The sequence below is a fragment of the Marivivens donghaensis genome (assembly GCF_030410045.1).
GTDB classification, from domain to species: domain Bacteria; phylum Pseudomonadota; class Alphaproteobacteria; order Rhodobacterales; family Rhodobacteraceae; genus Marivivens; species Marivivens donghaensis.
This window is the reverse complement of sequence record NZ_JAUFRA010000002.1, coordinates 1-13,187: the sequence shown is the minus strand read 5'-3', so window position 1 is coordinate 13,187 and position 13,187 is coordinate 1. Positions and strand designations below refer to the sequence as shown.

Below are 13,187 nucleotides of genomic sequence, written 5' to 3'. Positions count from 1 at the left end.
ACCTTGCCGGCTGGAGCGCCTGGGCGGCCGGTGCCGGCGTCATCGCCGCGCTGGCCGGGCTGGTGGTCTGGCTGCGCCGCAGGAACGGTCGCGCTGGCGCGGTCCTGCTGGGGTTGATCCTGTCGCTGCCGGTCGCATGTCTTGGTGCGGCGTTCGAGATCGCAGCCCGCAGCGCGCCGCCTATCTGGACGTACGCCCGCTGGACCTGCCGGTCTCCGCAGACGAGGCGTTCGCGGCGGCGCTCGCCCTCGTGGAACAGCGCGGCTGGGAGGTGCTGTCGGCCGATCCCGCGGAGAGCCAGATCGAGGCCATCGCCCGGAGCCGTCTGTTTGCCTTCGAGGACGAGGTGGCAATCCGCGTGACCGAAACCGAAAGCGGCGCTCGCATCGACATGCGCTCGCGCTCGCGCCTCGGCCAGATCGACCGCGGGGCCAATGCACGACGCATCGAAGCCTTCCTGTCGGAGCTTGAAACGCGCGCCCGGACCTGAGGACCCAAAATGAAACACCTGATCCTTCTGAACGATCCGCCCTACGGCAACGAGCGTAGCTTCAACGGGCTGCGCATGGCCCACGCGCTTGCCAAGAACGAACCTGAAGCGGAAATCACCGTCTTCCTGATAGCCGACGCGGTGCTTTGTGCCAAGGCGGGGCAGAAGACGCCCGATGGCTACTACAACCTCGAGCGCACACTCCGCAGGCTCTTATCCGCCAAGGGGCGCGTCCTTATGTGCGGTACCTCCATGGATGCGCGCGGCCTGACCGAGGGCGACATGATGGAGGGGGCGAGCCGATCGACCATGGACGAACTCGCCCAGGCGACGCTCGCCGTCGACAAGGTGCTGGTGGTCTGATGGCTCAAATGCTCACGCTCGCCGCCCTCGCGGCCAACCCGGATTGCTTACACATGATCGACGTCCGCGACGCGGAAGACTTCTCCTCCGCCCATGTGACGGGCGCCGTCCATATCCCGCATATCCCGCTGGCCGAACTCGAAGACTGCACCGGTGAAATGCCGGTTGGAAAGACACCCGTGACCATCTGCGGCAAGGGCGGCGGTCGGTCAGCAGAGGGTGCGGACATACTGAAGAAGTTGGGCCACCCGGACGCCCTCTGGCTCGAGGGCGGCACGAAGGGCTGGCTTGCACGAAACACCTGAACACCCGAACACCAAGAAACCGGAATGGAGGATACCCCCGGATGACCCTGAAACAACTACTTTTGGCGACGACCGTCGCGCTCGGGCTGCATGCAGCGCCCGCCTTGGCACAAGACGCAGCCGTTGAGGTCATGCAGGAATACATGATGTTCTCGGAATACGAATCCGGCATCATCCTGCCCCAGCAGATCGACCAGACCGTGTTCGAGACCGCGCTTTTCGTCGACACCCGCGATGCGGGTCAGTTTGAGGAAGGCACCATCCCCGGTGCCGTCAACATTGAGTGGCGCGAGGTGCTCGACCGGATCGACGAGATCCCCGAGGGCCGCATGACCATCCTGTTCTGCAACACCGGCAGCCTCTCGGCACAGGCGGCCTTCGCGCTGCGGGTCGCGGGACGGTCGAACGTCGTCGTCATGCAGACCGGCTTCACCGGCTGGCAGCAGGATGCTGCCTATCGGCCTTGACCACCGCGAACCGCGCCTGGGAGTTCATGCCGCGGCGACAAGTACATGTGTCCGAGTGGTGAGGGGCGGTGACACGACCAAACCAGGGAAGGTCATGCAGCCTCGTAGCGCGTGAACACCTCGGTGCTGCCGTCGTGCCGGATCAGGAACACATCGTAGGCCTCGCGGCTCTCTTCCAGGCCCATGCCTGGCGAACCGTAGGGCATGCCGGGCACCGCAAGACCGACAGCATCGGGGCGCTCGGACAGCAGCCGTCGAATGTCGGCGGGCGGGACGTGGCCCTCGATGAAATAGCCCTCGATCTCACCGGTGTGGCAGGAGGTTATATTCTGGGGGATGCCGTTCTCGAGTTTGTGCCGGATCAGGAGGGTGCCGAAACTGCGCTCGGTAGTGACGGTGAATCCGTCTTCTTTCAGGATATCGATCCAGGCAGTGCAGCACCCACAGTTCGGGTCCTTCAGCACGTGGATTGCGGGCGCAGTCTGGGCCATTCCTGGAAGGGGAACGGTGGCAGCGAAGCTCGCGGTAATCGCCAGCAGGGCACGTCTGGTGAGGGTCATGAATATATCCTTTCAAGTCGTTGCGGATACGCGGTCGGAGCGCGTGTTTCCGTTGTCATGGCTCGCATGTTGCGGCGTGTCGATCGCCACGGAGGGCCGGAAGAACAGCAGCCGGAGGGCGTTCATCGTTACCAGTACTGTGGCGCCCGTGTCTGCGAGGATTGCGATCCAGAGGCCGGTGATCCCGAGCAGGGTGGTCACGAGGAAGACCGCCTTCAACCCGAGTGCGATGGCGATGTTCTGGCGAATGTTTGTCATGGTCGCGCGGGCGAGGCGGATCTTGCTCGCCACATCGGTCACGCGATTGCGCAGGATCGCCGCGTCGGCCGTCTCCAGCGCGACATCGGTGCCCGAGCCCATGGCGACGCCGACATGGGCGGCGGCAAGCGCGGGTGCATCGTTGATCCCATCGCCGATCATCATCACGCGTGCGTCGGACGTCAGATCACGGATCGCCGTCACCTTGTCTTCCGGCATGAGTTCGGAGTGATGCGCGATCCCAAGCCCTTCGGCGATGGCCTGCGCCGTGCGTTTGTTGTCCCCGGTCAGCATCACGGATGAGATGCCAAGCGTGCGGAGTTGCGCCACGGCGACGGCCGCATCGGCGCGCGGCTCGTCCCTGAGCGCAATGAGGCCCTGGGGCACGTCATCGCGCAACACGATGACCACCGTCTTGCCCCCGGCTTCCAGTGCCGCCACGCAGGTCCGCAGGTCGTTCGTGAGCGCGCCACGCTCATCCGCAAGCCGCGGGGAGCCCACGCTGACGGTCACGCCGTCGATGGCGGCTTCCGCCCCCTTGCCGGGCAGCGCGTGGCCGCCGGTCGTTGCTGCCGCATCCACGCCGCGCCGCTCTGCCTCTGCGCATATTGCCTGTCCGAGCGGGTGGCTCGCACCGCTCTCGACCCCGGCGGCGAGGGACAGAAGTTCGTCCACGCTTCCCGAAAGAGCCGTGATGTCGGTGACACGGGGCTTGCCGTGGGTGAGGGTTCCGGTCTTGTCGAATGCCACATGGGTCGTGCGGGCCGCGGCCTCGATCACGGCGCCGCCCTTCATCAGCAGGCCGTTGCGGGCCCCCGTGGAGAGCGCCGAAGTGATCGAGGCCGGCACCGAGATGACCAGCGCGCAGGGGCAGCCGATCAGCAGAAGCGCCAAGGCGCGGTAGACCCAGTCGCCCCAGGCCAGCCCGAAGGCCAGCGGCGGAACGACGGCGACGAGGACTGCGGCTCCGACGACGGCGGGCATGTAGACCCGGCTGAACCGGTCGATGAAGCGCTCGGTCGGGGCGCGGGCGCTCTCGGCTTCCTCCACGAGGCGGACGATGCGAGCGATGGTGTTGTCGTCGGCTGCCTTCGTGACTCGCACGCGCAAGAGCGCCTCCGCGTTGATCGACCCGGCGAAGACCTCCGCGCCCGGCTCCTTGAGGCTCGGGACACTCTCGCCCGTCACCGGGCTCTCGTCGACACCCGAGGTGCCATCGATCACCTCGCCGTCACAGGGCACCCTGTCACCGGGGCGGACCTGAACGACCTGGCCGACCTGGAGCCGCTCCGCCGGGACCTCACGGATCTTGCCACCCACCTCGAGCTGCGCCGTCTTCGGCACGAGCTTCGAGAGTGCCCGGATGCTGTCGCGCGCCTTGCCGGCCGCGACCCCTTCCAGCAACTCGCCCACCGCGAAGAGAAAGACGACCAGCGCGGCCTCTTCTGCCTCGCCGATCACCAGCGCGCCGCCAGCGGCGATCGTCATCAGCATCTCGATCGTGAAGGGCATCCTTGCCCGCGCCATGGCGAACGCGCGCTGCGCCACGGGGACGAGTCCGATCAGGGTCGCAAGGATGAAGGCCCAATGGGCGATATCCGCGGGAAACGCGAAGCGAGATGCCCAGGCTGCCGCCAGAAGGGCCCCTGTGCCGATCACGAGCTGCCCCTTCGCTGTCTGATACCAGGACGGCGTCGGTGCCTCCTGCGGCTGCTCTGCGGCGTCTTCCGCAGGCTCGCCCTTGGGGTCCGGGGCTTCCGCGGCCAGGGGAAACGCACCATCGGGCAGGACGAAGCCACCCTTGGGCTTCTCTGGTTGCGCTCCCTTTGCCGCAATGCCGAACCCGACCCCGCGAACGGCTTTCTCGATGCTTTCGGGAGAGGTCTGACGCTCGTCGAGCGTCAGACGCAGCCGCTCGGCCATAAGTGCCACATCGACATCCGCCACGCCCGGCAGGCGCTCGACCGCGCCGCGCACCTTGGCGGCGCAGGACCCGCAATCCATGCCCGTCACGCGCCATTCGCGTAGTTCTGTGCTCCCGTCGGCCATGGTGATTCTCCGTTATTCTTCCGGTTCGGGCATAAACATAAGACCTGCAGCAACTGTAGCTTCAAGTGCTGCCTGCGCCACTTCGTATGGCGGCAGGCCGCTGCCGGCAGCGGCTATCAGCCGGTGGCTCCGTCAGGTGCGGCCATCGCGCGGCGGATCTTCGGCAGCGCGAAGTCGCGGGGCTCGTGGTAGTCGATGATGCTGACGAACGCGCCTTCGGCATCGAACAGGAACACGCCCGCGGTGTGGTCCATCGTGTAATTGCCACCTTCGAGGGATACTTTCTCATAACGCACCCGGAAGCCGTCCGCCGCGCGCGCGATCTCTGCCGGGCTGCCGGACCAGCCGCGGACCTGCGGATGGAAATAGCCGATATACTCGGCCATCGCGTCAATGGTATCCCGCTCCGGATCGACGGTGATCAGTACGACGTCGAGCGCATCTGCTTCGTCCCCAAGACCGTCGAGCCAGTGCGAGATGTCGGCGAGCGTGGTCGGGCAGACCTGGGGGCACCAGGTGAAACCGAAGAAGACGAGCGAGGCACGGCCGAGCAGCGTCTCCGGCCCGACCGGCTGTCCTTCGTGGTCGGTGAGGGCGAAGTCCATCGCGGTGAGCGGCAGCGGACGCCCGTCGCCCGTGGCGGTGTCCGGCGCGCCGGGGCCGTCGACCTGCCACCAGCCCGCGAAGAGCGTGGCCGCGGCGACGCCGAAACCGAGCGCGCCGTATTGCAGGAGCGCGCGCCGCCGCATCAGTTCGCCGGCCCCCGCGCCGCGATGCCGAGGATCGGCACGTCGACCGTTGCCTCCGTCCCGTCGGCGAAGATCACCGACAGGGTGTAGCTCTCGCCCTCGACCATCGGCCGCTGAAGGTCCATGAGCATGACGTGCAATCCGCCGGGCGCGAGCGCGACGGCCTCGCCCGCGGCGATCTCCACCGCCTCCATATGCGACATGCGGGTGACGCCCTGCGCATCGGTGGTGGTCGAATGGATCATCGGCATCATCGCGAGATCGGTGCGCAGGCCGGTCACCACGACCGGTTCAGCCCCGGTGTTGCGCAGCGTCATGTAGGCGACGCCGGGTCGGCCCGTCCCGATCGAGGCACGCGACCAGGCGTCTTCGACCACAACGTCCTCCCCGCCGGCGAGGACGGGGGGCGCGACAGCGAAAAGGCCAAGAACCAACGCGGCGCGTGAAAATCTATTCAACATTTCGTCTCCATGTCATTTGGGGCATCCTTGAGAACTCTAATTCCGCGCGTCGATCCGCGCGCTAAGGTCCGATGTGATCTCCGGGGCGGGCGTGCCGTAGCCGTAGAGCCGCACGAAGCCGCCATCCGGGTCGAAGAGGAAGACCTGGCTCGTATGGCCCATCATGTAGCCGTCGGGCGCGTCCTCCTCCGGCACGCGCTCGTAGAAGATCTTGAAGGACGCGGCGGCGGCCTCGATCTGGTCGGGCGTGCCGGTTAGGCCCAGGATCGACGGATGAAACAGCGGCACGTATTCGGCCAGATCCATCGGCCGGTCACGGTCGCTGTCCACCGAGATGAAGAGCGGCTGCACCGCGTCAGCCTGCGGGCCGAGGTCGTCCATGACCTGCGCGATCTCCGCCAGCGTGGTCGGGCAGATGTCGGGGCAGTTCGTGAAGCCGAAAAAAACGAGGGTCCACTTGCCCCAGAAATCCTCCTCGGTGCGGACAACGCCGTCATGGCCCGTCAATTCGAACTCGGCCACCACCAAGGACGCGGCGCTTGTGGCGACCTCCGGCGCGCGCGATTCCATCACGGCCTGTGCCCCCGCGCCGAGCGCGGCGACGGCAACCGCCGCCCACAATCCTTTCTGTAGTCTTGTCATCCGCCCGGAAAGCCTCGCAATTCTTCGATTTGGCGGCTACCTACAAGCTACAGTAGGTAGAGGTTCAAGCACTTTTTTGAACTGGGGCAGCCGTCATGACGCATTCGTGAGCACCCTTGTATGTGCCGATGGCAAAACCTACAATCGCTGTAGCAATCAGGAGGCCCCACATGCTCGCCATCGGCACGCTCGCCAAGCGCACCGGCACCAAGGTGCAGACCATCCGATACTACGAGCAGATCGGGCTTCTGCCCGAGCCGGGACGGACCGAAGGCGGGCAGCGGCGCTACGGCAATGCCGACCTCGACCGGCTCGCCTTCATCCGGCACGCGCGCCAGCTCGGGTTCACGCTCGAAGCGATCCGCGAGCTCCTGAACCTCTCCGACAACCCCTCCCGCTCCTGCGCCGAGGTGGATGTCATCGCGCATCGCCAGCTCAAGGAGGTCGAGGCCCGGATCGCCCGGCTGGAGGCGCTGCGCACGGAACTGAAGCGGATGCTGCGGGAATGCAGCCGGGAGACCATCTCGGATTGCCGGGTTCTCGAGGTCCTGCGCGACCATGGCGCCTGCCTCGCCGACCACCAGACCGGGGCCTGACGTGCCGGCCGCCGTGATCTACCCGCTGGCCGCGCTGGCCGAGATCGCCGGCTGCTTTGCCGTCTGGGCCTGGTGGCGGAGCGGCGCCTCCGCGCTCTGGCTTCTGCCGGGCGTGGCGAGCCTCGCGGCCTTCGGCTGGCTCCTCGCGCAGGTCGAGGTGGGCTTGGCCGGACGCGCCTTCGCCGCCTATGGCGGGGTCTACATCGCCGCATCGCTGCTCTGGATGTGGACCGCCGAGGGGCAGAGGCCGGATGGCTGGGACCTGGTCGGTGCGGCCCTCTGCCTCATCGGCGCCTTCGTCATCCTCGCGGCGCCACGGGCCGCCTGAAGGGGCTTGCGCAAGAGTGCATGCTGGGGCGTTATTATATATTTAAATCAATCACTTGATTCGGGTCAGATTCGGCGTCAGCTCCATCCCATCCATCGAATGGCTGCTTTAGAGACGCGTTCATAGAACCGCGCATCGCAGCGACTATCCGCTCCCCGCCCTTGTGCAAAAAAATATCTCATTTGCCCCCGCCCGATACCTCACATGGAGATACCGAACGGGGTGTTGTGTTGGGGTTACGTCGGAGGGACGGCGGTCCCTACCTCACTCTTCCGCTCCGGTTGGCACTGGCAACCTCACCCCATCGATAATCCTCCGCTTCTGCTCATCGGAGATACCGCCGGAGTAGAGCCCGTAGGTGAGCCTGTTGGCGGAGCGGGCGGAGGCGTGACCGACGAGGGTGGCGGTGAAGTGCTCCGGGGTGCCTGTGCGTTCGCACTGGGTGACGAACCACTTGCGGGTAGAGTGGAACACCGTGCCTTGGAGGGTCGGATGCTGGGTCCTCAGCTTGGCATAGGCCTTCACCACCCGATCGACGGTCAGACGTGGGAAGAGACGGTCCTCAGGGGTGTCGGTGGTGCTGAGGGATGAGGCTGGGCTCCTCCGATCGAGATAGGCCTCAAGCGTGGGATGCAGGGGAACCTCCCGTTCTGCCGCTTTCGACTTCAACGGTCTGTGCTGGTTGGGTCGAACGCAGACAAACCGGCCAAGGTTCCCCTTACGGTGGATGTCCTCCCAGGTCAGGCCACAGATCTCCCCAGAGCGCAGTCCAGCGAGAAGACCAAAGAGCAGTGCTCCATAGACCTGGGACTGACGGCTGACAGTCTGGAGCAGCAGACCAACCTGCTCATCCGTCAAGACCGCATGGGGCTTCGTCTCTGACCTCTCAGTCGCGAGAAGAGTAAGCTTGTCCCAAGGGTTTGCTGAGAGCTCCCCTTGGCGGACACTCCAGTCGATCAGGGCTGTCATCTGCTCCCAGATCCGCCCTTGGGTCTTGGCGGTCAGGGTTTGGCTTTCCAGCTCCCCTGACAGGCGTGCCAGCTGGATCAGGGGTTGTCCCCAAGCCACCCGATACTTGCGGATGTTGGGAGAGAGACGACTGATCAGAGTGAGGACCTCTCTCCCCTGTGCTTGTGTCAGGGCATTCAGGGGTATGGATCCCAGCTGAGAGGTCAGTAGCTCCATCGCAAAGCGCACCGACTTGTAGCTCCCAGGACGCAGACGTTGGGACTGCTCCTCCAGATAGGCCTTGGCCATCTCCGAGACGGTCTTATCCCCCTGCAATAGCACCCGCGTGTAGCGGGGACGGGTGACCTTCAGCTGAACTGTATGAGTGTCAGGGGTGGTTGCAGGTGTGCAGGTGGGTGAGGTGGCCTGTGGATGTAGAACGACGTTCTTGTCCTCATCCTTCAGAGATGCTTCCGCCTCGGACACCACCTTGGCGAAGGTAGCATTCAGCTCCTCTACCCGTGCCTTGGCGACCCGGGCGTCGGTGGTCTTGAGGGATTGCTTCAGGGATGAGCCCAAGAGGGGCTGTAGGTGCCTCGGGTAGGTCCGGCGATAGACCCAGGTGTTATGCTGGAGGCTGGCATACGTAATACGTGTCGACATGAGGTCTCCTATCCGGGGCAGCGGCCCCGGTTTGTGCTGTGAGGTGGGATTTTGTGATGCGTGTCAGGGGCCTTCAGGGACTAGGCAGACCCCTGAAGACCGAACTGACGGGTTTTGGCTGTTGCGGTTACGTGCTCGGGAGCACCTGCAGGATGAGCGAGAGGTCTGGCTCTCCGTACTCTCCTGCAAGAGGACCCGTGAGGGCGATCCCGGTGACACAGTCCTCGAACACCTCCTCCACGCGGAAGGTATGTTCGGGGACGTCATCGAAGGCGGCAATCACAACGATGCAGCCGGAGGTGAGGGAAAGATCGCGCTCTGTCATTTTGCCGACCTCGCGAACAAGAGATCCGGCAAGAGAAAGCCCAGCACCAGTCCCGGTGGGAGAGGGAACGGCACAGGCTTCAGAACGTCAGGCAGGCCCGCCAAAACAACAAGCGCACCTGCCAGTACCTGAGGGACAGACAAGACGACCCGGGTCTTCTGGTACAAGACCAGTCCCAGGCCAAGACGAAGGGCACCGCCCGCACAGGCGAGCAGTGTGAGTGAGGTAAACATAAGCGTTCTCCATGATGGGTTGTCACCATCATAGATGCTCAAAACTCCTCAGTTCTGAGGGGGGGATGGGACACCAACCCTGGGACAGAGGGTACACTTCGCTGTCCCAGCCAAAGGTCGAGTAAACCAAGGCCAATGACCAACCCTGGGACAGTGGGACACCGGGGCAGGGCAAACTCTGCTTCTGCAGTATGCACACCAGCTCTCTCATGCCCCCACCGACAAGATCAGTGAACGCAAAGTGGGGGTATGAGCAGATGTGACAGGTCCCTTGGTCACCGACCTCTATGGATGGGGAACTCCACGCCTCACGAGATGGCAGGACAGCACCAGGTAAAACCACAAACCCTCGATAAAGATTCAGTCCCGTCCCAAAAGATCTCCACGACATTTTACAGGGAAAGCATCCCTATTGTGATGATATCGTTCCGCTTTTGTCGAATTGGGACGGGGCAAGAGACAGCGGCTAGGCGAAGCGGTGCAGTGGTCCGGACGCAATCGTGGTGGGACTTGGGTAAATGGACTGGGGACTGTCCCTAACAACTCGTTGTCGCTGCTACCCCACCACCTGCTCCCAGAGCGCAGTCCCAGTGTAGAGGGTGGACTTGCCTATGGTCGTTGTGTGGCCACGCTCCGAGACGGTGTCTTCACTGTGCAAGTAGTCGTCCAGTTCTTGCGGGTCCGGATCAGGAACAAAGAAGATCAGATCGTCGTAGGGATCTTCCCACAGTTCGCTGTCCTGTTGCGGTGGCTGTGCATCAGCAGAACGGAAGAGTGGAACCGCCTCAGCTCGGGTGAGCGCCCAGTCCTCAGGAGCGGGCTCCTCTTCATAGGGGTCCACGAGGGATCCGTCGGGGTATTCATGATGCAGCTGTGTACGAGCGAGAGCACTCTGTGGCTCTCTGGGGGTCACTGGTGGCATAGTGGGGTGAGACGAACTCTGGGGCGCTAGGGTCTTCTGGGAGAGCCTAGTCTCCTGCAGTAGGCTCTGATCTCGAACCCCATACCGATAGTGGTCCACCTCGAACATAGCATCTTCCCAGTCATGCTCGAGGCTCGACATGTATTCATTGAACACACTCGGCACCCCTTTCTTGGGGCCCTGTCCCATGAGCAGAAGCTGGGCAAGAAGTGAGGGGAGGTGCCAGGTGTGGACCACCTCAGCCATCACCAGCCAGAGACACTCCCTCTCAATGGACACCACCATATGGGCATTGTCAGCTGTGTTGTTGCGGTTGCTCTGCTCATAAAAGCGCAGAACCCTTCCATCAGGAAGCGTCTCAAGGAGCTGCTCCACGATCCGATAGTGGTCTCGAAGAACCTGTCCTGTCCGGGCTTTCTGGCGAGTAAACGCCTCGCGGTCCCGCTTAGGAGCCTCCGCATAGTAATGCACTTGGGACCGACCCTCTCCTTGGAGGGTCACCTTGGCCCGTCCTGAGGAGAAGATCTGCAGGTGGTAGCCTTGGTAGGTGGTTAGGATCTCTGGGGTAAACTGGGGATGAATATACTGGGTCATAGGCAATAACTTTCTCAGTCATAATGACGTCTATGGAAAAGGATCAGGAACCATAAGCTACTGATAAGATGTAAAGAATAAAGAATAATCCATAATGGATAATATGTAATGGATAAGGAATAATGTATAATATGTAATATATAAGATATAAGGGTTTGGGGGACACCAACCCTAAGGGATCATTTGGTTTGTGATCTTCATAAGAATGAGAGCTTCCGCAGGAAGGGTTCTTCTTCAGCGTCGGCTATACCAGGTGCCCTACTGGGGATGGTGAGACATGACCCAACAGGGGTAGGACCCGGGTCATACCCCGGGGACCAACAGCATCACATGCTTCCTCTTTATGCGGCGGTAATTATCGGCCTTTGTGGTCTTAGCCTTAGAGGGTCATGCTGGGGATGTTTGGTGGTGCACCCACAGAGGTACGACCCGGAGTGGTAGATTTTGTAGGTGCCTCAGGCGCTGATGCAGAGGCGCAACAGCCACGCGGGTGAGATATGGGACTGCGGGTCTTCCCCGTTGATTTGCTGCGGGTTTTGCCTAGCGTGCCCCTTGTCCGCGGAGCGAAGGGACTGCTCGTTCTTCTGCTCCGCCCCCTCCTGGTCATTCGTCCCCACGTCATGTGGCTGGGAGGGGCACCTACTCTCCCCAGACCTTCTGCATGTGCTCGCGCATGACCTCGATGGCATAGCCTGAGCCGTAGTTGGCTGCGATGGTATTGCTGCTATGGCCGAGGATGGCCGTGGAGATTGCTTCTGGGCAGCCTGTGTTCCTCAGACGGTCCTTCATTCGGTGCCGTAGAGAGTGGATGGTGATCTTCTTGTCCGTGATGACAGTCCTCAGCCGCTTCATCAGCATGGCGGAGGCCTTATCATTGCCACGAGGTTGAGCGTAACTCGCGAAGATGGGGTCTCCTTGGGTGAGACCAACCATGGCCTCCTGCAAGCACTCTGTGGCTCTGGGGGACAGAGGGATACTCCGGGTAGAGGTTTTGGTCTTGAGCCTTCGGTAGCTATTGGGTCGGATGTGGAGGACCTCAGCCTCCAAATCCACATCCTCGATCACCAGTCCGGCGATCTCTGACAGCCGCGCTCCTGTGTCGGTCAGCACAGTGAGAAGGATTGTAGCGGTCTTGTTGCTGGCATAGGCGGGCCAGAGCTTTGCTAGTTGCTCCTCTGTGACGGGGAGGCGGTCTGAATTGCTGGTCCCTGCCCCTTTGATCGGCAAGGCTTGCAGCACGTTACGGATATCGAGGTCATACTCGAGGATGGCATGATTGATGGCCGCCTTCAGCGTACCCACGTTCCGCTTCACCGAGTTGGGTGACATCCGCGCCAACAGGAGGTCTCGGTAGCTGTTCATATCAGCGCGGGTGATGTCCTTCAGCTCCGTCCACTCGAAGCGGTTCTTCCCCAGACACAGAATCAGGTCTTTGCGGAGGCGATCAATCCGGGTGCGTAACCCATCATCTGCCTCCTCTGCCTTATAGGCATAGTAGGTCTCCAGGACCCGCTTGAGGCTCATAGGGGGTGCTTTTGACGCCCCTGCGGTCAGTTGCTGTGTAACGCCTTTGGGGACAGCACCTCTCGTGTCCTCTGCCAGCTCTTGGAAGTCATCGAAGACGTCCCACTCCGGATCCACTACGCCCTCAATGAACATCGCCTCATGACGTTCACCGAGGCGTTCCCTCACAATCGCCCGGGCTCTGTCCTCGTCACTGGTCCCCCGCTCTCGATCGAACAGGGCCTCGATCTCAGCATGGACTTTCGGAAGCGCCAGCATCGCCTCCTGATAAGTTCGGCCCAGCTGCCTGTAGACCGTTGCCTTTGGAATGACCGTTCTCAGCTCCAGTGGCACATTCCGCTTGTACCGGAACGTCCCATTTGCGCGCTTGAATACATACCGAGGTAATCTGGGGGCCACTGTCTCTTCCATGGTCGTTACTCTTCCGCCCACCATGCCCCAAGGCAAGAAGAATCGACCGTCCAAACCTGACGAAAGCGGTCCCAAAACTGACAGAGTGGTCCTAAAAGCGGTCCCGAAACTGGTCCCGTAAAAACAGTAAACCCCAGATTACATTGATACTTATCAGAAAATCTGGGGAAAACTGGTGCCGCTGAAGGGTTAGACGTTGGGTTCTATTCCCGTTACAGGCACAACAACTCTGCTAACACTCTGATTTCATTACATAGGCTAATCCGTAGTTCATCACAATACGGCACATCTTGGTCAGT

General features: G+C 62.4%; 15 protein-coding genes. 6 read left to right on the top strand and 9 right to left on the bottom strand.

Annotated elements, in window-relative coordinates:
* Positions 1–136 precede the first annotated feature (136 nt).
* From QWY83_RS01795 to QWY83_RS01780, 4 genes are read left to right on the top strand one after another with little or no spacing between them, the layout of a single operon-like run.
* Positions 137–490 (top strand): DUF1499 domain-containing protein, encoded by a 354-nt coding sequence (locus tag QWY83_RS01795; protein WP_067548568.1) that lies wholly within the window; start codon positions 137–139, stop codon positions 488–490.
* Positions 491–499: 9 nt separating this feature from the next.
* Positions 500–853 carry a DsrE/DsrF/TusD sulfur relay family protein gene (locus QWY83_RS01790; protein ID WP_067548571.1) on the top strand — a complete coding sequence of 118 codons (354 nt, stop codon included), beginning with the start codon at positions 500–502 and terminating at the stop codon, positions 851–853.
* Complete coding sequence (locus tag QWY83_RS01785; protein WP_067548574.1) at positions 853–1,158, top strand: rhodanese-like domain-containing protein; 306 nt, start codon at positions 853–855, stop codon at positions 1,156–1,158. Before QWY83_RS01790 ends, QWY83_RS01785 begins: the two co-directional genes overlap by 1 nt.
* Positions 1,159–1,199: 41 nt before the next feature.
* On the top strand, positions 1,200–1,625 hold the full coding sequence (locus QWY83_RS01780) for a rhodanese-like domain-containing protein (RefSeq protein ID WP_067548577.1): 426 nt from the start codon (positions 1,200–1,202) through the stop codon (positions 1,623–1,625).
* A gap of 92 nt (positions 1,626–1,717) precedes the next feature.
* Here QWY83_RS01780 and QWY83_RS01775 read toward each other — a convergent pair whose 3' ends face one another.
* The 5 genes from QWY83_RS01775 to QWY83_RS01755 all read right to left on the bottom strand — a co-directional run bounded on the left by QWY83_RS01775 (position 1,718) and on the right by QWY83_RS01755 (position 6,344).
* The gene (locus QWY83_RS01775; protein ID WP_067548580.1) at positions 1,718–2,185 is read right to left on the bottom strand and encodes a DUF411 domain-containing protein; all 468 of its coding nucleotides are present in this window, start codon (positions 2,183–2,185) and stop codon (positions 1,718–1,720) included.
* A gap of 12 nt (positions 2,186–2,197) precedes the next feature.
* A complete protein-coding gene (locus QWY83_RS01770; protein WP_067548582.1) occupies positions 2,198–4,492 on the bottom strand; it encodes a heavy metal translocating P-type ATPase in 2,295 nt (764 codons plus the stop codon).
* Between the two features lie 116 nt (positions 4,493–4,608).
* On the bottom strand, positions 4,609–5,241 hold the full coding sequence (locus QWY83_RS01765; RefSeq protein ID WP_067548585.1) for an SCO family protein: 633 nt from the start codon (positions 5,239–5,241) through the stop codon (positions 4,609–4,611).
* Positions 5,241–5,702 carry a copper chaperone PCu(A)C gene (locus tag QWY83_RS01760; RefSeq protein ID WP_156529549.1) on the bottom strand — a complete coding sequence of 154 codons (462 nt, stop codon included), beginning with the start codon at positions 5,700–5,702 and terminating at the stop codon, positions 5,241–5,243. The genes QWY83_RS01765 and QWY83_RS01760 overlap by 1 nt, the downstream gene beginning before the upstream one ends.
* A 36-nt stretch (positions 5,703–5,738) precedes the next feature.
* On the bottom strand, positions 5,739–6,344 hold the full coding sequence (locus QWY83_RS01755) for an SCO family protein (protein WP_067548588.1): 606 nt from the start codon (positions 6,342–6,344) through the stop codon (positions 5,739–5,741).
* 170 nt (positions 6,345–6,514) lie between these two features.
* Here QWY83_RS01755 and QWY83_RS01750 point away from each other — a divergent pair, with 170 nt between their 5' ends.
* Positions 6,515–6,940, top strand: coding sequence for a MerR family transcriptional regulator (locus tag QWY83_RS01750; RefSeq protein ID WP_067548591.1), 426 nt, complete (start codon positions 6,515–6,517; stop codon positions 6,938–6,940).
* A gap of 1 nt (position 6,941) precedes the next feature.
* Complete coding sequence (locus tag QWY83_RS01745; RefSeq protein ID WP_067548594.1) at positions 6,942–7,268, top strand: YnfA family protein; 327 nt, start codon at positions 6,942–6,944, stop codon at positions 7,266–7,268.
* Positions 7,269–7,532: 264 nt separating this feature from the next.
* On the opposite strand, the gene QWY83_RS01740 is transcribed toward QWY83_RS01745, so the two are convergent.
* From QWY83_RS01740 to QWY83_RS01725, 4 genes are all read right to left on the bottom strand, one after another.
* On the bottom strand, positions 7,533–8,879 hold the full coding sequence (locus tag QWY83_RS01740; protein WP_249946230.1) for a tyrosine-type recombinase/integrase: 1,347 nt from the start codon (positions 8,877–8,879) through the stop codon (positions 7,533–7,535).
* Positions 8,880–9,006: 127 nt separating this feature from the next.
* Complete coding sequence (locus tag QWY83_RS01735; protein ID WP_249943074.1) at positions 9,007–9,204, bottom strand: hypothetical protein; 198 nt, start codon at positions 9,202–9,204, stop codon at positions 9,007–9,009.
* Between the two features lie 789 nt (positions 9,205–9,993).
* Complete coding sequence (locus QWY83_RS01730) at positions 9,994–10,953, bottom strand: hypothetical protein (RefSeq protein WP_249946231.1); 960 nt, start codon at positions 10,951–10,953, stop codon at positions 9,994–9,996.
* Positions 10,954–11,592: 639 nt separating this feature from the next.
* Positions 11,593–12,888 (bottom strand): tyrosine-type recombinase/integrase, encoded by a 1,296-nt coding sequence (locus tag QWY83_RS01725; protein WP_249946232.1) that lies wholly within the window; start codon positions 12,886–12,888, stop codon positions 11,593–11,595.
* Positions 12,889–13,187 lie beyond the last annotated feature (299 nt).

What these genes read in the sequence shown, in the direction of transcription:
- QWY83_RS01795 (WP_067548568.1), top strand. Translation starts at nt 137, where the DNA reads ATGTCTTGGTGCGGCGTTCGAGATCGCAGCCCGCAGCGCGCCGCCTAT.
- QWY83_RS01790 (WP_067548571.1), top strand. Translation starts at nt 500, where the DNA reads ATGAAACACCTGATCCTTCTGAACGATCCGCCCTACGGCAACGAGCGT.
- QWY83_RS01785 (WP_067548574.1), top strand. Translation starts at nt 853, where the DNA reads ATGGCTCAAATGCTCACGCTCGCCGCCCTCGCGGCCAACCCGGATTGC.
- QWY83_RS01780 (WP_067548577.1), top strand. Translation starts at nt 1,200, where the DNA reads ATGACCCTGAAACAACTACTTTTGGCGACGACCGTCGCGCTCGGGCTG.
- QWY83_RS01775 (WP_067548580.1), bottom strand. Translation starts at nt 2,185, where the DNA reads ATGACCCTCACCAGACGTGCCCTGCTGGCGATTACCGCGAGCTTCGCT.
- QWY83_RS01770 (WP_067548582.1), bottom strand. Translation starts at nt 4,492, where the DNA reads ATGGCCGACGGGAGCACAGAACTACGCGAATGGCGCGTGACGGGCATG.
- QWY83_RS01765 (WP_067548585.1), bottom strand. Translation starts at nt 5,241, where the DNA reads ATGCGGCGGCGCGCGCTCCTGCAATACGGCGCGCTCGGTTTCGGCGTC.
- QWY83_RS01760 (WP_156529549.1), bottom strand. Translation starts at nt 5,702, where the DNA reads ATGTTGAATAGATTTTCACGCGCCGCGTTGGTTCTTGGCCTTTTCGCT.
- QWY83_RS01755 (WP_067548588.1), bottom strand. Translation starts at nt 6,344, where the DNA reads ATGACAAGACTACAGAAAGGATTGTGGGCGGCGGTTGCCGTCGCCGCG.
- QWY83_RS01750 (WP_067548591.1), top strand. Translation starts at nt 6,515, where the DNA reads ATGCTCGCCATCGGCACGCTCGCCAAGCGCACCGGCACCAAGGTGCAG.
- QWY83_RS01740 (WP_249946230.1), bottom strand. Translation starts at nt 8,879, where the DNA reads ATGTCGACACGTATTACGTATGCCAGCCTCCAGCATAACACCTGGGTC.
- QWY83_RS01735 (WP_249943074.1), bottom strand. Translation starts at nt 9,204, where the DNA reads ATGACAGAGCGCGATCTTTCCCTCACCTCCGGCTGCATCGTTGTGATT.
- QWY83_RS01730 (WP_249946231.1), bottom strand. Translation starts at nt 10,953, where the DNA reads ATGACCCAGTATATTCATCCCCAGTTTACCCCAGAGATCCTAACCACC.
- QWY83_RS01725 (WP_249946232.1), bottom strand. Translation starts at nt 12,888, where the DNA reads ATGGAAGAGACAGTGGCCCCCAGATTACCTCGGTATGTATTCAAGCGC.